General features: G+C 69.7%; 16 protein-coding genes. 9 read left to right on the top strand and 7 right to left on the bottom strand.

Going from position 1 to position 17,416, the window contains the following annotated elements:
• Positions 1-3: 3 nt before the first annotated feature.
• Complete coding sequence (locus OV287_RS09185) at positions 4-651, bottom strand: RDD family protein (RefSeq protein WP_267533620.1); 648 nt, start codon at positions 649-651, stop codon at positions 4-6.
• A 193-nt stretch (positions 652-844) separates the two neighbouring features.
• Here OV287_RS09185 and OV287_RS09180 point away from each other — a divergent pair, with 193 nt between their 5' ends.
• Genes OV287_RS09180 through OV287_RS09170 form a run of 3 tightly spaced genes read left to right on the top strand, consistent with a single transcriptional unit; the run spans position 845 to position 6,546 of the window.
• Positions 845-2,185: a TolC family protein gene (locus OV287_RS09180; RefSeq protein WP_267533619.1), complete on the top strand. Its 1,341-nt coding sequence runs from the start codon at positions 845-847 to the stop codon at positions 2,183-2,185.
• A gap of 26 nt (positions 2,186-2,211) precedes the next feature.
• Complete coding sequence (locus OV287_RS09175; RefSeq protein ID WP_267533618.1) at positions 2,212-3,381, top strand: efflux RND transporter periplasmic adaptor subunit; 1,170 nt, start codon at positions 2,212-2,214, stop codon at positions 3,379-3,381.
• An 18-nt stretch (positions 3,382-3,399) separates the two neighbouring features.
• Positions 3,400-6,546 (top strand): efflux RND transporter permease subunit, encoded by a 3,147-nt coding sequence (locus OV287_RS09170; protein WP_267533617.1) that lies wholly within the window; start codon positions 3,400-3,402, stop codon positions 6,544-6,546.
• Positions 6,547-6,557: 11 nt separating this feature from the next.
• Here the strand turns inward: OV287_RS09170 and OV287_RS09165 are convergent, their stop codons facing one another.
• Entirely contained in the window at positions 6,558-7,370 is an 813-nt protein-coding gene (locus OV287_RS09165) for an alpha/beta hydrolase (protein ID WP_267533616.1), read from the bottom strand.
• Positions 7,371-7,496: 126 nt separating this feature from the next.
• Here OV287_RS09165 and OV287_RS09160 point away from each other — a divergent pair, with 126 nt between their 5' ends.
• Together OV287_RS09160 and OV287_RS09155 are read left to right on the top strand one after the other, a co-directional pair.
• On the top strand, positions 7,497-8,171 hold the full coding sequence (locus OV287_RS09160; RefSeq protein WP_267533615.1) for a response regulator transcription factor: 675 nt from the start codon (positions 7,497-7,499) through the stop codon (positions 8,169-8,171).
• Positions 8,164-9,396, top strand: a complete 1,233-nt coding sequence (locus OV287_RS09155; protein WP_267533614.1) for a sensor histidine kinase — start codon at positions 8,164-8,166, stop codon at positions 9,394-9,396. The genes OV287_RS09160 and OV287_RS09155 overlap by 8 nt, the downstream gene beginning before the upstream one ends.
• A gap of 3 nt (positions 9,397-9,399) precedes the next feature.
• On the opposite strand, the gene OV287_RS09150 is transcribed toward OV287_RS09155, so the two are convergent.
• Positions 9,400-10,314 (bottom strand): NmrA family NAD(P)-binding protein, encoded by a 915-nt coding sequence (locus OV287_RS09150; RefSeq protein ID WP_267533613.1) that lies wholly within the window; start codon positions 10,312-10,314, stop codon positions 9,400-9,402.
• A gap of 210 nt (positions 10,315-10,524) precedes the next feature.
• On the opposite strand from OV287_RS09150, the gene OV287_RS09145 reads away from it, so the two are divergent.
• Genes OV287_RS09145 through OV287_RS09130 form a run of 4 tightly spaced genes read left to right on the top strand, consistent with a single transcriptional unit; the run spans position 10,525 to position 13,275 of the window.
• Positions 10,525-11,298 carry an EcsC family protein gene (locus tag OV287_RS09145; RefSeq protein WP_267533612.1) on the top strand — a complete coding sequence of 258 codons (774 nt, stop codon included), beginning with the start codon at positions 10,525-10,527 and terminating at the stop codon, positions 11,296-11,298.
• Complete coding sequence (locus OV287_RS09140) at positions 11,295-11,576, top strand: hypothetical protein (RefSeq protein ID WP_267533611.1); 282 nt, start codon at positions 11,295-11,297, stop codon at positions 11,574-11,576. The genes OV287_RS09145 and OV287_RS09140 overlap by 4 nt, the downstream gene beginning before the upstream one ends.
• An 11-nt stretch (positions 11,577-11,587) precedes the next feature.
• On the top strand, positions 11,588-12,328 hold the full coding sequence (locus OV287_RS09135) for a M48 family metallopeptidase (RefSeq protein WP_267533610.1): 741 nt from the start codon (positions 11,588-11,590) through the stop codon (positions 12,326-12,328).
• Between the two features lie 14 nt (positions 12,329-12,342).
• On the top strand, positions 12,343-13,275 hold the full coding sequence (locus OV287_RS09130; protein ID WP_267533609.1) for a hypothetical protein: 933 nt from the start codon (positions 12,343-12,345) through the stop codon (positions 13,273-13,275).
• 6 nt (positions 13,276-13,281) lie between these two features.
• Here OV287_RS09130 and OV287_RS09125 read toward each other — a convergent pair whose 3' ends face one another.
• From OV287_RS09125 to OV287_RS09110, 4 genes are all read right to left on the bottom strand, one after another.
• Positions 13,282-13,563: a hypothetical protein gene (locus OV287_RS09125; protein ID WP_267533608.1), complete on the bottom strand. Its 282-nt coding sequence runs from the start codon at positions 13,561-13,563 to the stop codon at positions 13,282-13,284.
• Between the two features lie 155 nt (positions 13,564-13,718).
• Positions 13,719-14,927, bottom strand: a complete 1,209-nt coding sequence (locus OV287_RS09120) for a phosphatase domain-containing protein (protein WP_267533607.1) — start codon at positions 14,925-14,927, stop codon at positions 13,719-13,721.
• Between the two features lie 9 nt (positions 14,928-14,936).
• The gene (locus OV287_RS09115) at positions 14,937-15,473 is read right to left on the bottom strand and encodes a hypothetical protein (RefSeq protein WP_267533606.1); all 537 of its coding nucleotides are present in this window, start codon (positions 15,471-15,473) and stop codon (positions 14,937-14,939) included.
• Positions 15,474-15,491: 18 nt separating this feature from the next.
• Entirely contained in the window at positions 15,492-17,360 is a 1,869-nt protein-coding gene (locus OV287_RS09110) for a RiPP maturation radical SAM C-methyltransferase (protein ID WP_267533605.1), read from the bottom strand.
• Positions 17,361-17,416 lie beyond the last annotated feature (56 nt).

The following is a 17,416-nucleotide window of genomic DNA, read 5'->3' as shown; positions in this document are numbered from 1 at the left end:
GCCTTACCCGAAGGACGGGGGAGCCTCATCGTCCACCTTCACCACCCGCGTGTCCGCGATGTGATCGTGAAGGCAGCGCTGGTCCTCGGCGTAGATGAAGAGCACATCGACGAACCAGAACAGGCCGCAGCCCAGGTTGACGAGGTAGGGCACCACGTTGCGCAGCAGGATGACCCGGACGAAGTCGGCCTGGCTCCCATCATTGCGCACCACCCGGATGCCCATCATCCGCTTGCCAATGCTCTGACCGGTCACGACGGTCTGGTACGCCTGATACCCGAGCACGCCCAGTGACATCAAGAACGCCAGCCCGAACATGCCCACGCCGATGAGGGCTCGCGACTCGTCATCCCCGACCTTCGCGAGCATGAGGACGAGAAAGATGCCCATCGCCACGAACAACGGGACGCTCATGACGAGGCTGTCCACCAATTGGGCGAGCAGACGGGTGGTCCGAGGCGCGGGCGCGAGCACCGCCACCTTCGAGATACACGTCTGGCAGTAGTACTCGCGATCAGGGCCCAGGACGGTGCACTGCGCGCAGGCATAGGTTCCGCAACGTGTGCAGGTGGCGATGGCCTGCGCCTCGACATGCACGGCGCACCGCGCGCCCGTCATCCGGGACGGCGGGGGTTCATACTGTGATTGCATGGGGCACATCCTCTCAGGTTGGCGCACGGCCTCAACCCCGATTGCAGATTCTGCAATGTCAGGATTTGGAACTCCGGCCCGCCATGTCAGCCGCTGCAACTGGCCCAGCGGGATAAGCCCTCGAAACCACTCGGAATGAAGCGGGCACGCGGATTGCCAAGGGGACTCCCGAACCTCACTGGGAGCCTCCTCCTTGCGCCGCGTTCCACCGCTGCTCATCTCCTGCCTGCTGCTCGGGGCCACCACCGCCCCCGCCCAGGCCCCCTCCGCCGCTCCGCCCCCTGCCTCCTCGCCTGGCTCACTCGCCCTGGCCTCGCTGCCGGATGAGGACAGACTGGCCTCGCTGCTGTGGGAGCACTCGCCCGAGCTCGCCACCGCCCGGGCCCGCGTGGCCTCGGCGCGATCTGACCTGACGCGGGCCGGACTGCTGCCCAACCCCGAGCTGGAGCTCGGCGCCAACACCCTGCCGCTGGGCCCCACCAATCCGCCCGGCCTCAACCGCCTCACGGAGGTGCCCAACTTCAGCGTGGGCCTCTCCCAACTCATCGAGCCGGGCAAGCGCGGCCCCCGTCAGGATGCGGCCCGTGCGGCCCTCGCCTCCACCGCGCTCGAGGTGCAGGCCGGGTTGCGCGCACGCACCTATGACGTGCTGGAGCGCGCGGCGGAGGTGGCCACCGTCGAGGTGCGCCTGTCCGAGCTGGAGCGGCTGGCCGGGGATGCAGCGAGGATCACGGAGCTCCAGCGTGCCCGTGCGCAGCGAGGGGACACCTCGGGCCTGGATGCGGACCGGGCCATGCTGGAAGAGGCTCAGCTTCAGGAGCAGCTCTCCGGAGAGCGCAACCACCTGGCCGAGGCGCTCCTGGAGTGCTCGCGCACAGCAGGCCTCACCTGCATGCCCTTCGGAGGCTCGGAGGCGGCGGCCGGGTTCCTCGCCACGCGCCTATCGCACCCGCGGCCCACCGCTGAACTGGAGCAGCGGCCGGACCTGCGAGCGCTGGAGGCCCAGCAGCGCAGTGCCCAGGCCGCCCTCACCCTTGCTCGGCGGCGCTGGATTCCGGACCCCACCGTGCGAGCCGGCTACGTGTACGACCAGTTCGTCATCTCCGGCAATCAGCTCCACTCGGTGGGCATCAACCTCAGCATCCCCCTGCCCCTCTTCGACCGGGGCCAGGCGGACGTACTGGCCGCGAGCGCCGCCTCCGAGGCCGCCGCGAAGACCCACGCCCAGCTCACCACCCAGGCTCAGAGGGAGCTGACGTCCCTGTCCGCCCAGCGCGATGCGATGGAGGCTCGACGCACGCGGGTGCGCACCCAGACCCTGCCCCAGGCCTCCCAGCTCGTGCAGCGGCTGGAGGCAGCGGTGAGGGCCGGAGGCGCCTCGATGCTGGAGCTGCTCCTGGCTCGCCGCACCTATGGCCAGCTCCTGTTGGACGCCGCGGAGCTCGACCTCTCCGCCTTCCGCCTCGCGGTGGCGCTGGAGCGCGTGCACGCCGGAGGCCCCAAGCCCCCTCCCGAGCTGAGCGAGCACTTCTGAACCCCTTTCCCTCGTTGGAGACCCCCATGACCTCGTCTTCCTCCCGTCCTCCCCGCCGTCCTTTCTGGCTCGCCGCCGCGGGCCTCGGCCTGGGCGCCGCTGTCACCGCTGGACTGGTGCTCGGTCGCCCCACTCCGGCCGAGGCCGAGCCCGCTCCCCCCGCCAGCCCCGTCGTGCGGGGCGAGAGCGTGCACCTGCCGCCCGAAGGGCCGCAGTGGCAGTACATCGAGCTCGCGGTGGCCGCTGAGGCGCCCATGCTCGCACCGCTGCCGGCCCCGGGCCGGGTGGACCTGGACGAGCGCCGGACCGCCTCGATGGGTGCGCCCCTGGCTGGCCGAGTGGACCAGGTGCGCGTGCGCCTGGGTGATCGGGTGACGGCCGGCGAGCGCCTCTTCTCCGTGCGCTCCGGAGCCTGGGCGGACCTCGAGCGCGAGGTAAAGAGCGCCGAGACGGAGGTGGCCAACAAGCAGCGCATCGCGGACCGGGTGCGCGAGCTGGTGGGCCTGCAGGCCGCGCCGGAGAAGGAGCTGGTGGCCGCGGAGGCAGAGCTGCGCCAGGCCCAGCTCGCCCTGCAGGCCGCCCAGGCCAAGAAGGCCAGCCTCGCGGTGTCCGCCGAGGGCAACAACCTCTTCTGGGTGACGGCCCCTCGCGCGGGCACGGTGGTGGACCTGGACGTGGTGGCAAACCAAGAGGTGACGCCGGAGCGGGACGGGCCGCTCGTACGCCTCTCGGACCTGAGCGAGGTGCGGGTCATCGCGGACGTGCAGGAGACGGACGCCGCGGACCTGCGCGAGGGCCAGCAGGCGCTCGTGCGCACGCAGTCCGGCGCGGTGGAGCGGCGCGGCACGGTGGAGCGCATCTCCGAGGTGGTGGACCCTCGCCGGCGCACCGTGGAGGTCCGCCTCCGAGTCACCAACGAGGACCGGGCCCTGCGGCCCAACGCATTCGTCGAGGTGACGCCCGAGGCAGCCACCACGGTGAAGCGCGTGCGAGTACCAGCCAGCGCGGTGGTAACGGACGGAGCGCGCTCGGTCATCTTCGTGGCGCGCGAGGCGGGCCAACTGGAGCGCGTGGCGGTGATGACCGGCCGCCGCCGAGACGGCGAGGTCGAGGTACGCCAGGGACTGGAACCCGGCAGCCGCTACGTCGCTCGCGGCGCGCTGTTGCTGGAGAACACCATCGAGCTGGCCAACTAGGCCCGCGGGGAAACGCCCATGTTCGAGAAGCTCGTCGAATTCAGCCTGAAGAACCGCGCGGCCGTCCTCTTCCTCACGGTGCTGGTGGCGCTCTGGGGATGGATGGCCTTCACCGACCTGACAGTGGAAGCCTTCCCGGACTCCACCGACACCCAGGTGAACGTCATCACCCTCTACCCAGGACAGCCCTCCGAGGAAGTGGAGCGGCAGATTGGCATTCCCCTGGAGCGCGCCCTCAACGGCACGCCGGGCCTGGGGCGCCTGCGCAACCTTTCGCTCTTTGGCCTGTCCTTCGTCACCCTCACCTTCAATGACGGGGTAGACGCGCTCTTCGCCCGCCAGCAGGTGCTGGAGCGGCTGCGCGACGCGGAGCTGCCCGAGGGCGTGGTGCCGGAGCTCGGACCCCTGGCCACGCCCATTGGGGAGATCTACCGCTACACCCTCGATGGCGCGAAGGGAGACCCGATGAAGCTGCGCACCCTGCAGGACTGGGTGGTGCGACCGGGCCTGCTGCGCGTGGACGGCGTGGCGGACGTGGTGAGCTACGGCGGCCTGCTCAAGGAGATCCACGTCCAGCCGGACCCCACGCACCTGGCGGCCTTCGGCCTGACGCTCGAGGACCTGGAGAACGCGCTGCGGGATGGCTCGCTCAACGCGAGTGGCGGCACGCTGGAGCGTGGCAGCGAGCAGTTCGTCATCCGCAGCGAGGGCCTGTTCCGCACCCTGGACGACATCCGCCACGTGCGCGTGGCCACGCACGAGGGCACGCCCGTCTTCATCAAGGATGTGGCGGAGGTGACAGAGGGCTGGGCGCCGCGCCAGGGCGTGGTGAGCCGCGAGAACAACACCGACGTGGTGGAGGGCATCGTGCTGATGCGCCGTGGGGAGAACCCCTCGGTGGTGCTGAGCCGGGTGCGGGACGCCGTCGTCGGCCTCAACATGCGGCTGCAACCGGACGAAGCGACGATCTCCCCCTTCTATGACCGCACGGAGCTGGTGAACACCACGCTGCGCACGGTAGGCCGCAACCTGCTGGAGGGCGCGCTGCTCGTGACGCTGGTGCTCTTCGTCTTCCTGCTGGACCTGAGAGCGGCCCTGGTGGTGGGCACACTCATCCCGCTGTCGCTACTCACCTCGTTCATCTACCTGAAGCTGCGGGGCATGTCGGCCAACCTGCTCTCCATGGGCGCGGTGGACTTCGGCGTCATCGTGGACGGCGGCGTGGTCATCATCGAGAGCATCCTCCTGCGCCTGTCCAAGCATGGTCACCCTGGCGAAACGCCGCAGACGCCAATGGAGCGCATCAAAGCGGCCACCCAGGCGGTGGTGCGGCCCACGGTGTTCGCGCTGCTCATCATCATCGCGGCCTACCTGCCCATCTTCATGCTGCAACGAGTCGAGGGGCGCATCTTCGCGCCCATGGCCAACACGGTGGTGGCCGCGCTGGTGGGAGCGCTCGTCTTCTCGGTGACGCTGATTCCCGTGCTGGCCTCGCTGGTGTACCGCAAGCCGGTGGAGCACAAGGAGTCGCCGGTACTGCGCGCGGCGGCCAAGGCGTACGCGCCCACGCTGCGCTTCGCGCTGAGGAAGCCCTGGCTCGTCATCGCGCTGGCCACGCTGGGCCTGGCCATCTCCGGGTGGATGCTGCCGCGCATGGGCAGCGAGTTCCTGCCGGATCTCAACGAGGGCGGCCTCTACATGACGTTCACCCTGCCCTCCAATGTCTCGCTGTCCGAGGGCCGCAAGCTGGTGCCACGCATCACCCAGCTCATCCGCCAGGCGCCGCAGGTGGACGGGGTGCTCAGCCAACTCGGCCGGCCCGAGGACGGCACGGACGCCACGCTCACCAACAACCTTGAGTTCTTCGTGAAGCTCAAGCCACCCGAGCAGTGGCCCAAGGAGACACCGGACCTGCCCTCGGTCATCGCCGTGCTGCAGAAGACCATCGACGAGGTGCCGGGCCTGGAGGTGAACTTCAGCCAGCCCATCCGCGACAACGTCAACGAGAGCATCAGCGGCCAGTTCGGACAGGTGGCGGTGAAGCTCTACGGGGATGACCTGAAGGTGCTGCAGGAGCAAGCGGAGAAGGTGAAGGACGTCATCTCCGGTGTGTCGGGCGTGGCGGACCTGGGCATCGTGAAGAGCGGCGAGGTACCGGACATCAAGGTGATACCGGACCGGGTGGCGCTGGCTCGCCATGGCATGTCCCTGGGCGAGTTCCAGAACGTCTTCCAGACGGCGGTGGGTGGCCGTCCGGTGAGTGAGTTCTGGGAGGGAGAGCGGCGCTTCGACGTGGTGATGCGCCTGCCGCTGTCCAGCCGTGACGACGTGGAGAAGCTGGCCGGGTTGCGCGTGCCGGTGGAGGGAGGCGTCACGGTGCCGCTGGAGACCCTGGCGCGTGTGGAGACGGGCTTTGGCCGAGCCTCCATCAATCGTGAGAATGGCCGGCGCTACATCGGCATTCGCATGAATGTGCGCGGGCGAGACCTGGGCTCGTTCGTCAACGAGGCGCGCGAGAAGGTGCAGCAGCTGGCGCCCAACCCTGCGGGCATCTCCCTCGAGTGGGGCGGCGAGTTCGAGAACAAGGAGCGGGCAATGAAGCGGCTGATAACGGTGGTGCCGGTGGCGCTCCTCCTCACCCTCCTCCTGCTGTTCAAGGCGTTCGAATCGTTCGGGCGAGCAGTCATCACGCTGATGAACGTCCCGTTCGCGCTGATGGGCGGGGTGTTTGGCCTGTACCTCGCGGGCATGCCGCTGTCGGTGGCGGCGGCGGTGGGCTTCATCGCGCTCATCGGCCAGGCGGCGCTCAATGGAGTGCTGGTGATGTCGGCCATCGCCGAGCGGCGCGCGGCGGGCGAGACACTGGACGAGGCCATCCTCAACGGCGCGCAGGAGCGGCTGCGACCGGTGCTGATGACAGCGGCCCTGGCCGCCCTGGGCCTGGTGCCCGCCTGCCTGAGTCGCGGTATCGGCTCGGAGACGCAGAAGCCTCTGGCGGTGGTCATCGTCGCGGGGACCATCTCCGCCTGCGCGCTGACGCTGGTGCTGCTGCCGGTGATGTACCGCCTGTTCACGCAGTACACGGAGCAGCTCGTGGACAAGATGCCCGTGCGACTGCTGAGGGCCGTGCCGGCCGTGGACAAGCCGCGCAAGACCGGCACGTGAGACCCGACCGCTCAGGGCTCGGCGGCCAACCAGCGCTGCACCTCGGAGAGGTAGTCGCGCGGCAGTGCGTGGCCGCTGTCGAAGGTGTGGTGCACCTTGTGCCGGGAGGGGGCCGCGGTGAAGAGGGCCTCGTTCTGCTCGGGTGTCGCGAAGCCATCTCGCCTGGCCGTCAGGATCAGCCAGCGCTGCTGGATGCGTCCAGCGGCGAGCACGGGCGCCACCTCCGTGAGCGTCGGGTCCACGTACGGCGGCACCATCGTGACGAGGTGCGTGACACGCGGCTCCCGCGCGGCCAGCAGTAGCGCCACCTGGGCACCCATGCTGTAGCCGCCGAGGAGGACGCGCGGGGGACGGGCGCCCTCGAGCGCGTGGGCGAGCACGGCGTGTGCGTCCTCGATGGTGCCCGCCACCATCGAGCGGTAGGGGCCGCTGTCGCCCTCGTGCGAGCGCTTCACCCGCGCAGAGGGCTTGTCCCCCTCGACCGCACGCGCGCCGTGCAGCCGCGCATCGAACAGGTAGACGCGGTAGCCCGCCCCGCGCAGCGCCTCGGTGAAGGCGCCGCCGAAGGTGGGCTTCGCGTCCACGAGCCAGTCCTCCTTGCTGCGCGTCAGGCCGTGCACGAGCACCGCCACCGGCGCCGGGCCTTTGGCCGGCCGGTGCGGCTCGAGAACGAGCAGGGGAATGCGCTCGCCATTGGTGGCGCGTACCTCACGCGTCACGGCGCCCGTGACAGTGGGCGCGGGCGCGGGCGCGGGTGCGGCCTCCGACGCGGGCGACAGGCGCGGGGTGAGCAGGACGAGCGCGGACAGCAGCAGGTGCTTCATCTCGGGAACCTCCTGTGAAGAGAGGCGCTCACCCTGCACCGGAGGGGGTCGGCCACGGGTCAGCCGCGCGTTGACGTGGGATTGACATGCGTGAGGTAACGTCTCCCCCAGGAGGGCCTTCTCGCGATGCGCGTACTGGTGGTGGAGGACAACCGGGATCTACAGGCGAACATCGCCAGGTTCCTCGAGCCGGACATCACCCTCGACTTCGCCTCCACGGGCCCCGAGGGACTGGCGCTCGCGCTCGCCCACCCCTACGACGTGATCGTGCTCGACCTCATGCTGCCGGGCATGGACGGCCTGCGGGTGTGCCGACACTTGCGGCAGACGGCCCCGCGGCTGGTGCCGGTGCTGATGCTCACCGCGCGCGACACGCTCGAGGACAAGGAGGAGGGCTTCGCCGCCGGCGCCGACGACTACCTCGTCAAGCCCTTCTCCCTGCGCGAGCTGCGCTGGCGCCTGGAGGCCCTGGCACGCCGGCCCGTGCCGCCCAGCGGTCGCACGTTGTCCCTGGGTTCGCTGCTGCTGGAGCCCGAGAGCGGGTGGGCAAGCCGGGGCGAGCGGCGGGTCCGGCTCAGTCGCACCGAGGCGCGGGTGCTCCAGCTCTTGATGGAGGCAGCCCCGGAGAGCGTACCGGCAGCGACGCTCGCCGACCGGCTGTGGGGAGAGGCACCTCGGGAGGGCAGCGCGCTGCGCACCCACGTGTATGGCCTGCGCAAGGCACTCGGCGAGCTGGGCCTCGAGCAGCTCGTGGTCACCCGGCGCCACGAGGGATACGCGCTGGAGGTTCGCCTTGCGTGAGGGGCTTCGCCCTCTGCGCGCGGTGCTCCGGCGCACCCTGCTGCTCTCGTCCGTGTTGGCGCTCGCGGTGATGAGCGGCATCTTCGTGCTCTTCAGCTACGACCTGGAGGACGTCCTCTTCGAACGCCTGGTGGCGGCCGAGGCTGACCGGCAGGCGCAGGCGCTCGCGTCCGGCCAGGCTCCTGCGCAGCCGGCGGTGGGCATGAGCGTGCATCGAGGGCACGCGGCCCTGCCGGCCGCACTCGCGCAGGAGCTGTCTCCCCTCCTCGCGCACGGGGAGTACGAGGTGGCGGCGGGCAAGGCGGGGCACTTCCACGTGGCGGTGCGCCCTCGGGCGGCCTCGGGCGACACGCTGTACGTCGCCTTCCGCGCCAATGCCTTCACCCGCACGACGTCGAGTCTGCTGCACAGAGGGGGCCTGCTCGCATCGAGCGCGGCGCTCGCGCTGCTGGCGGCGGCGGTGATTGCCAGCCGGGCTGCCCGCCGCCTCAGCGAGCCGTTGGAAGGACTCAGGCGCTCGCTGCAGTCCGAGGGCGCGGCGCTTCCCGAAGAGGACGGGGCGGTGGCCGAGGTGCACGCGCTGCTCGAGGCGCTGCGCGCGCGAGACGCCCGCATCCAGTCCTTGCTCGAACGCGAGCGGCAGTTCAACCGCGACGCGAGCCACGAGCTGCGCACGCCGCTCGCCGTGGCGCAGGGGGCGGTGGAGATTCTCGAGCGTCACCCGCCGCAAGACCGTGAGACATTCGCACGGCTGCGCGATGCCGTGCACCAGATGGGCCTGCTCACCGAGGGCATTCTGTGGCTGGCACGCGAGCGGCACACGGGCGAAACCTGTGACCTCACCTCGGTCTCGCGCGAGGTGGTGGCGCTCTACGACGGGCTGCGCAGCCCGGAGGTGGCGGTGGTGGTGGAGGCGAAAGGCGCGGTGTACGCGCCGGTGCCGTCCTCGGTGGCGCGCGTGCTGCTCGGCAATCTGGTGAAGAACGCCTTCAGCTACACGCGCGCCGGGCAGGTACGCGTGCGGGTGGAGGCGGGCTGCTGGAGCGTCAGTGACAGCGGCGAGGGCCTTGGCGCGGTCGCGCCCGAGCGCAGCGGCTTCGGCGTGGGGCTGTCGCTGGTGGAGCGCCTGGCGCAGCACTTCGGCTGGCGGGTGCTGCTCACGCCCCTCTCTCCGCACGGCACCCGGGCGGAGCTGCGCTGGCCGGAAAGGCACTCGGAGCGCTGAGGACTACGGCGAGACCGTCGTGCCCTCGCCCATGTACGGCAGGGCACCGATGGCTCGCAGCAGATTGCCCAGCACCTCGTCGAGCGTGGTCCAGCCGCGCACCACGTGGATGGGGTGCTCGAAGGTGAGCCGGCCATGGTGGATGGCTTCGTCGAGCTCCTCCAGGAGGTGGGCCACCTCCGCCGAGTAGCCCATCCCCATGAGCATTGGCACCTGGGCCGCTGGCGTGTGCTCCTCCACGCGGATGGGCCGACCGAGCAGCCGCGCCAGTGTGTCCGCGACCTCCAGAGGGCTGTACTCCACCGGCCCCGCCAGCTCTACCACTCGCCGGCCGAGCGTGGGCTCGCGCAACAACCGTGCTGCGAGCTCGCCCACGTCCCGCGTGGCCACCATGTGGAGCTTGCGATCCGCGGGGGCGATGAAGTCCGGCATCACGCCCGAGTCCACCACCGCGGGCAGCCCTTCGCCCCAGTTCTCCATGAAGTACGCCGAGCGGAGGATGGTCATCGGCCTGCCCAGCGAACCCAGCTCCCGCTCCGCGAGGTAGAGCGTCTTCACGAAGCCCGTTCCCTCCGGGTGCTGCGCGCCCACCGACGAGAGCAGCACGAAGTGCGGCAACCCGCTCTCCTCCACCGCCCGCCTCATCGAGTCCACCACCGACCAGCACGCCTCCATCACACCGGTGCTCGCGGGCACGGGAGGTGGCACTATCAGGTACGCGCCTCGAGCGCCCACCATGGCCATGGCGAGGGCGGCGACGTCGCGCAGGTCCGCCAGCACGACCTCGGCGCCCCATTGCCTCCACGGTTCGGCCTTTTCCTCGTCCCGCAGGATGACCCGGACCCGCCGCCCCTGCTCCAGCAGCGTCCGAGCTACCACCGACCCCGTATGCCCCGATGCTCCCGTCACCACGAACATGGCCGTCTCCTCACGTCTCGCCGGGGCCGGGTCCTGGCCCCTCGCTCCAGCCCTAATCTGCGCCTCCCTTCGCCATCGGAAGGGCACGCCACGCCGGGGAGCAGAGAGAGGGACCGCCGCCCCCTGGCTTGACAGGTCTGCGAGGCTTCGCGAGCGTTCCGGTATCGGACGCCATGTCGGCGTCCTCCGCGCCGTCCCTAGGGGGAATCCATGAAGGAAGCCGAAGACCAGAGCCAGGGGCGCAAGCTCCTCACCGCCGTCGAGCGCATCCTCTCGGACACGGACAGCCTCATCGCCCTTGCCGAGCAGCACCTGCGGAAGGCGCGGGAGGACAAGCGCGAGGCCTCCGAGGAGGTGGTGCGGTATTTCTCCACGCGCGCCGCCATCTCCGGAGGCCTCGCCGCCGCGCCCGCGCTGATTCCCGGAGCCGGCACCCTGGTGGCGGCACTGGGCGGAGCCCTCGCGGACATGGGCTTCCTCCTCAAGTACGAGGTGGAGATGGCGCTCGTGCTCAGCTACCTGCACGGCTTCGACATCCGCAAGGACGAGGAGCGGCAGCTCGCGTTCCTGCTCGCCTCGGTGAGCACCTACGACGCCAAGAGCGGCGAGAACGCCCTGGTGGACATGGCCAAGGCCGAGGGCGTGGCCATCTGGAAGTACGCGCCGCGCGAGGTCTCCAAGCACCTCGTGAGCGTGATGACGAAGATTGCCCTCCTCCAGCTCTCCAAGGGCCTGGTGCGGGCCCTGCCGCTGGTGGGCATCGCGGTGGGCTCGTCGATGAACAAGGTCCTCACCAAGCGGGTGGGCGAGCGGTGCATCCGCGACCTCCAGACGCGCCGCGAGTTCCTCTCCACCGAGTCCGCGCGCAAGGAGCAAGAGGAGGAGGTGGTGGAGGCGCGGGTGCGCCCGCCCGCGACGAAGAAGAGCGCCGCCAAGAAGAGTGCGAAGGCACCAGCCCGCCGGGCCGCTGGGAGGAAGTCATGAAGAACGAGTCCCACGCCCCCCTGGCCCAGGCCCTCTGGCCGGACGCGAAGCAAGCTCCCGTGAAGCTGCTGGAGTGTCGCCACTGCGGCCGGCGCAACCGGGTCCAGGTGCCCCGCGCCATCCTGGAGCCCCACCACTGTGAGTGCGGTGCCTGCGGCGAGCCGCTGTTCCTCGCGCCCCACGAGCCGCTCACGGGTATCGCCTCGAATGCCTACGAGCACTCGCTGGACCGCACGACGCTGGCGGCCCTCAAGGGCATTCCGGCTTCCCCGCGCTGATGCGCTGGCTGATGACCCAGCTGGGCGAGCGCAGCCTGCGGCTGCTGAACCTGTCCAGCTCCGTCCTCTGCGGAGAGGACCAGTTCCCCGAGCTGGTGGAGCTGCTGGAGCGCTCGCGCAAGAGCCTGGACCTGAGCCAGCGGCCCACGCTGTTCCTCTCCGAGTCCCCGCACGCCAACGCGACCACCTACGGCAGCGAGGAGCCGGCGGTGACCATCTATGCGGGCCTGCTCGACCAGCTCGATGATCAGGAGGTGCTGTCCGTGATGGGACACGAGCTGGGCCACATGCACGCGGAGCATGGGCTCTACCGCACGGTGGCCACGGTGATGGCGAGCGGTACCCACCTGCTGGGCACGGTGGGACAGGTGCTGAGCTTCCCGCTACAGAAGGCGCTCTATAAGTGGATGCGCTGCTCCGAGCTGACGGCGGACCGCGCGGGCCTGCTGGCGTGCAGGGACCTGGGCGCCTCGCTCAACGTGCTGATGAAGCTGGCAGGTGGCCACCGGCCGGGCGTCACCCGGCGCACGAAGATGCAGCTGGCCCCCTTCATCCGGCAGGCGCGCACGCTCGCGAAGTTGGAGGAGGACAACTGGTTCGATGGGTTGCTGGCGACGCTGATGACCATGGACAGCAGCCATCCATTCGTCGCCTGGCGGGTGATGCACCTGCTGGAGTGGGTGGAGCACGGCAACTACCTGGAGATCCTCGCCGGCCACTACGAGCGCGCGAAGCGCCCGATCGCAGCCTGAGCACCGAGCCCGCCATGCGCCACACCTCGAACCGTCACGCCCTGCCCTTCGGCCTGCTGCTGCTGGCCGCCACCGCCTCCGCTGCCGAACCGAAGGGGGGCACCTGGGCCGAACTCCAATCCGTCCCGGCCCGCCTGCCCGCGGCCCAGCAGAAGCCTGCCGAGCCCGCTCCATGCCAGCCGGAGAACTTCATCCCAGGCGAGACACGCTACGAGCGCGTCGAGCTCGAGGGCACACCCCCGGCGCTCTACCGGCTCTCCACCGGCGAGGAGATGAACATCAATGGCTGGCTGAAGGAGAACGAGCGCGTGGTGAAGCTCCCCAGCCCGTACGCTCTCACCCATTACACCTTCGGATGCGCGGGTGAGTTCTCGTCCGTGCTCGACATCTCGCGCAACGGCAAGCGCCACGGGCTCTACCAGCACGTGCTCCACTTCGAGGCGCATCCCACCAGGCCCGTCCTCTTCTTCCGCCAGAACGAGCGCAAGAACGGCCGCTACCAGGAGTTCCTCGGCCTGGTGGACCTCGACACCAAGCGCAAGACGCCGCTGCCGGCGCTCCCATGCGTCTCGGGCTCGAACGCGCGCTTCTCGGGAGACCGCCTCATCACCTACGGCGAGGCTCGGGCGGGCAAGGACGGGAAGACGGACGTCTGCGTGTGGAGCCTCGATGGCAAACCCCAGGCCCGGCTGCTCGCGGACCTCGACTGGACGGCCGGCTCCGGGGACATCCTGCTCGACCAGGTGGGCGTATTGCCGCGCGAGCCCGGAACCTTCTACGCCCTCCATCAAGACCGCTTCGGCAACCCCGCCCATTGTGAGGTCCGGCTGCAGAGCCTCACGCGCGCCAACCAGTCGCGCCGGGTCGACCTCGGCGTCTCCGAGTCGCACGAGGCCTGCCTGCGCAACGAGACGAAGCTCGGCACCCTGAGCCTCACGGGGCGCTGAGGAAGGCTAGTAGCGCGAGGGCGAGTCCGGCCCCATGTCCAACCGGTCGGCGGCCTGCAGCACCTCGCCCAGGCTGGCCTTCTGGAGCTGGTCCCTGTCCAGGGAGAGAAGGATGTCATCACCCTCGATGGTCTCCACGGAGCGGAAGGGGACCCGATAGTCCCTGGCGTAGAACACGCCCTTCTCCACCACGAAGGCGTCATCCGCCAGACCAATCACCTTGCCCATCCGGTGGCCGTCCCTGCTCTTCACATCCATGCCGACCCGAACATCCATCCGCTGAGCCATGGCTCGCTCCTCGCTGCGGTAGGGAAACGGAGCGAAGATGGGAATCGGGACTGTCCCGAGCAGCAGGGCCTCGTCCCCTCGCTTGCCGGGCTCACCGACAACAAGCCCCTGGCAGCTCCCTCTCCCTCTGGGAGAGGGCTGGGGTGAGGGAGTTGCTACCCGGCGCGAGGAGTCCCCGTAATGGCCTCCGCGCGCCGCACATCTCGCTCCAACTCAGCCTGCCGGGCCTGCCGCTGTGCCTCCAAGGTGAAGGGCACACGGCCCAGGTCCTCCTGGGCAGCGCGGACCACGCGGGCAACTCCGTCCCGGGCGATGACACCTACCTCGAAGGCTTCCACCGCGGCACCCACGTAGTTGTCGAAGAAGAAGATGCGCCTGCTCCGCCACGTCTGGCGAACAGACTCCGGGGTATCAACCACGTCGTGGATGAACACGGCCCGCACCGACTCCGGGTACTCCGCGAGCATCCTCTCACCGAAGGCCACGTCGCCCTGGCCGCTGTCCCCCGTGAAGACGAAGCCGTACTCGGGATAGAGCTGGATGTAGCGGCTGAAGTTCTCGAACTTCATCTCGGCGATGCGCGAGTTGCCCAGCAGGTGCGTGAACGCGCCGGAGAGCATCACCGCCGAGGACACGCCGTGCCCGCGCAGCGTCTCCAGCGTGCGGTCCTCGATGAGGCCGAGCGGATCCTGCGGCCGCGCGCTGATGAAGGTGAGGTCCCCCTCGCGCCCGGGGATGATGCCTGGCCCCCGGTCCAGCTCTCGGTAGAACTGGAGCACGCCCGGGTACACCGTCTTCGACGGGTAGCGATCGTCCTTCCAGTTGGCGAGGAAGGTGTCGTCGATGTCGCTCAGCACTTTGTTCTCGCCACTCGGGGCACCCACGGACTCCTGGCGGATGTGCGTGAGGATCTCCTGCCGGATGCCCGCGTCGTCCACGTCGTGGAAGAGCAGCTGCTGCAGATCATGGGAGCTGCCACGGCCGTCGAGCAGGTTCTTGAACTCGGACAGCTCGCGTCCGCGCAGCCCGAGGAACAGGGCGCGCACCATGCGCTCGGCCAGACCGGGGGTCTCTCCCTTCTGGAGCGCGGTAATGAGCGCGGCGCGAAGGGGCAGACCCAGCTCGGGTGCCCGCTTCACGCACAACAGTTCCAGCAACGCGGTGAGGTTGTCCGGGCCGACGACGCGGTCATCCACGTCGCCGAGCAACGCGTCCAAGTCCACGTTGGAGAGCAGGTAGTTGAGCTCGGCGGCGGTCGCGCCGGTGAACAGCTCGAGAATGCGCCGCTCCTCGCTCCGGTCGGTGTGACCGGTCATCAAGGAGCGGAGCGACTGGAGTTTCTTGGCAGCGGCGGTCAGGTCCACGCAGTCAGCCTACCGCGAGCCCCCCTCTTCACCGCCAGAGGTCCCCCCCGTTCCCTGTGTACTGCCGGCCAGACTGCCCGGTGCACCGGGTCCCTGCATCGTGGCGGAGGTGCTGCCGGGCGCACCGGGGCCAGCGAACGTCGACACACCCGGCGCGCCGGGCGCACCCGGCCCGGAGAACGCCGCATATGACCCGGGACCACCAGGCGCTCCAGGGCCGGCGAAACCCGTGCTCGCGCCGGGGGCTACTGGTGGGGCGAAGCTCGCGACCGGGGCGGGGGCAACCATGCCGTACATATAGACGTACGCCGGCACGAGGACGGGGAACACGGCCGGCATCTGCGGAGCGGCCATCATGGGCATCATCATCGGTGGAGGCATGAACGGAGCCCCCACTCCGGCCGCGGGCTGTGCACCCGGAATCGCCACCGCGAGCGTGCTCAACGGCACCTCGGTCAGGTCTCCCGCTTCACCCAGGCGCTCCAGCTTCACGGCTGCACCCGTCGCCGAGTCCACCGTCAGCAAGTACTTCGTCTGCTTCGACATCACCCCTCCCTTTGGTTGTCAGTGAGCTCTCGCGAGCCGCTCCGTCCGCAGTCCTTCCGGAAGCATCGCCAACGTCACCAGAAGCGAGCCCATGTTGGCGATGATGCCCCGCTCGAGCAGCCGGGACAGCTCTCCCTCCAGGGCCTCGGCCTTCGAGGAGCCGGTGGCCTCGGCCGCGGTCCGCAGCGCCTGCTCGCGAGAGACGGGCGCATCGCATGCCAGCAGCAGCGACACCGTGGCCTCGGCCAGGCGCTCGCTGGCGGGCGTGAGGTTGAAGCGGCTGTCGACGAGCACGAAGCCTCCCTGCCAGTGCGGCTTCACGGCGAGCTCTCCGTTCTCCCGCCGCCGGTGGCGTTCCTGCCACTGGAGGATGAAGGACTGAAGCTGCGCGCCCCGTGCGAGTACCTCGCTGAAACGCGGGTGCTCGTAGTCGAAGTAGTAGGCCAGCTCGTGGAGCGTCTCGTCCGGCAGCGGGAAGACATGCCGATAGGCCGGCATGGGCTGGATGCGGGTGAAGCCCTGCTCCCGCCAGCCCGCGTGGTTGGGGCTGAAGCGATCCATGCGGATGGGCGAGCAGATGTCGGGGGGCCGCAGGTGCGCCATCTTCTGGAGGAGCGCGAGCGTGCGCGCGTAGTCGTCCATGTCCTCGCGGGGAAAGCCGTAGATGACGTTCCAGAGCGAGTCCACGCCCAGCTCCTGGCACCAGCGCAGCAGCGCCACGTTCTGCGCACCCGACACGCCCTTGCGCATCACCTTGAGCGTCCCGTCCGCCAGCGTCTCCACACCGGCCTGCACCCGGGTGATGCCCGCCTCGCGCAGCAGCCGCACCTGGCGGCGCTTGAGGTTGGATTTGATCTCGAAGAACTTCTCCGTCCGCACCGGCTGGCCCGCCCAGTGGGGCAGCAGGTCCTTGAAGTAGTCCATCGCCAGGATGTTGTCGGCGTACTGCACGGGTGTGGCGCCATGGCGCCGGCCCACCTCTTCCAGTTCCTCCACCACGCGCCGCCAGCTCTTGCGGCGGAACGTCATCGCCTCGCCGTTGAGGCCGCAGAAGGTGCAGTGCGAGTGCTCTCCCCACCAGCAGCCGCGCGAGGCCTCCAGGGGCAGCCACATTCCAGCCGCCAGCTCCGGCGCGCTCGTGCGCACCAGGTGGAAGAAGTCCTCATAGTCGGGCGTGGGCAGCGCATCGAGGTTGGCGTAGCCCGGCTCCTTGCGCCGGGGTGACTCGCGCACCGCTCCGCCCTCTCGGTAGAAGAAACCCGGAGGCACCTCGCCGCGACCCTCGCGCAGGTTCTCGCAGAGCTGGGGAAAGGAGACGTCCGCCTCGCCCGTGGCCACGTAGTCGAGGAACCCGTACTGCTCCATGTACTGCCGGCCCATCCCCGCCTCGAAGTTGGCGCCGCCGGCCACCAGCTTCACCCGCGGGTAGCGCTCGCGAATCATCCGCGCGAGGCAGAGCGAAGGCATCGTCTGCTCGAAGGTGCTGGTGAAGCCCACCAGGTCGTACTGGCTCCAATCGCAGGACTCGAAGACCACGCGCAGGAAGGCGGGCGCCACCTCCTCCAGCGCCCACACGTGCCCGCGCAGCGCCGGTGGCAACCCCCACACCGGATGGTCCAACACCTCGCGCGCGTACGCTTCCCGCGCCCCCTCACGCCGCCCGTGGAAGGCCTGCGCGAAGGCCCACTCCCCGGCCAGGGCCGTCATGGGCGCCTCATGGCAGAAGAAGCGATAGGACTCCGCTCCCAGCATCTTCCAGAGGGTGACGTTGAAGTGCTTCGTCTGGCACTCGATGCCCCGGGCCTTCACCGCGGCCTGGAGCAGGCCCGCGGCGAGACTCGGACGGTGGACCGCCGCCAGGGGCATCACGACCAGGGCGATCTTCATGAGCCGGGCAGCATAGGAGAGCCCTCCCCCCTCGCCAATGCGTGTCCGTACGTATG

The sequence above is a fragment of the Archangium lansingense genome (genome assembly GCF_026626635.1).
GTDB lineage: Bacteria > Myxococcota > Myxococcia > Myxococcales > Myxococcaceae > Archangium > Archangium lansingense.
This window is presented reverse-complemented; position numbering and strand designations above follow the sequence as displayed.

Bases quoted from the DNA above. Each gene is read 5' to 3' on its own strand.
- OV287_RS09135 (WP_267533610.1), top strand. From the start codon at position 11,588: ATGACCCAGCTGGGCGAGCGCAGCCTGCGGCTGCTGAACCTGTCCAGC.
- OV287_RS09165 (WP_267533616.1), bottom strand. From the start codon at position 7,370: ATGAAGCACCTGCTGCTGTCCGCGCTCGTCCTGCTCACCCCGCGCCTG.
- OV287_RS09110 (WP_267533605.1), bottom strand. From the start codon at position 17,360: ATGAAGATCGCCCTGGTCGTGATGCCCCTGGCGGCGGTCCACCGTCCG.
- OV287_RS09150 (WP_267533613.1), bottom strand. From the start codon at position 10,314: ATGTTCGTGGTGACGGGAGCATCGGGGCATACGGGGTCGGTGGTAGCT.
- OV287_RS09160 (WP_267533615.1), top strand. From the start codon at position 7,497: ATGCGCGTACTGGTGGTGGAGGACAACCGGGATCTACAGGCGAACATC.
- OV287_RS09140 (WP_267533611.1), top strand. From the start codon at position 11,295: ATGAAGAACGAGTCCCACGCCCCCCTGGCCCAGGCCCTCTGGCCGGAC.
- OV287_RS09125 (WP_267533608.1), bottom strand. From the start codon at position 13,563: ATGGCTCAGCGGATGGATGTTCGGGTCGGCATGGATGTGAAGAGCAGG.
- OV287_RS09130 (WP_267533609.1), top strand. From the start codon at position 12,343: ATGCGCCACACCTCGAACCGTCACGCCCTGCCCTTCGGCCTGCTGCTG.
- OV287_RS09115 (WP_267533606.1), bottom strand. From the start codon at position 15,473: ATGTCGAAGCAGACGAAGTACTTGCTGACGGTGGACTCGGCGACGGGT.
- OV287_RS09145 (WP_267533612.1), top strand. From the start codon at position 10,525: ATGAAGGAAGCCGAAGACCAGAGCCAGGGGCGCAAGCTCCTCACCGCC.
- OV287_RS09175 (WP_267533618.1), top strand. From the start codon at position 2,212: ATGACCTCGTCTTCCTCCCGTCCTCCCCGCCGTCCTTTCTGGCTCGCC.
- OV287_RS09185 (WP_267533620.1), bottom strand. From the start codon at position 651: ATGCAATCACAGTATGAACCCCCGCCGTCCCGGATGACGGGCGCGCGG.
- OV287_RS09170 (WP_267533617.1), top strand. From the start codon at position 3,400: ATGTTCGAGAAGCTCGTCGAATTCAGCCTGAAGAACCGCGCGGCCGTC.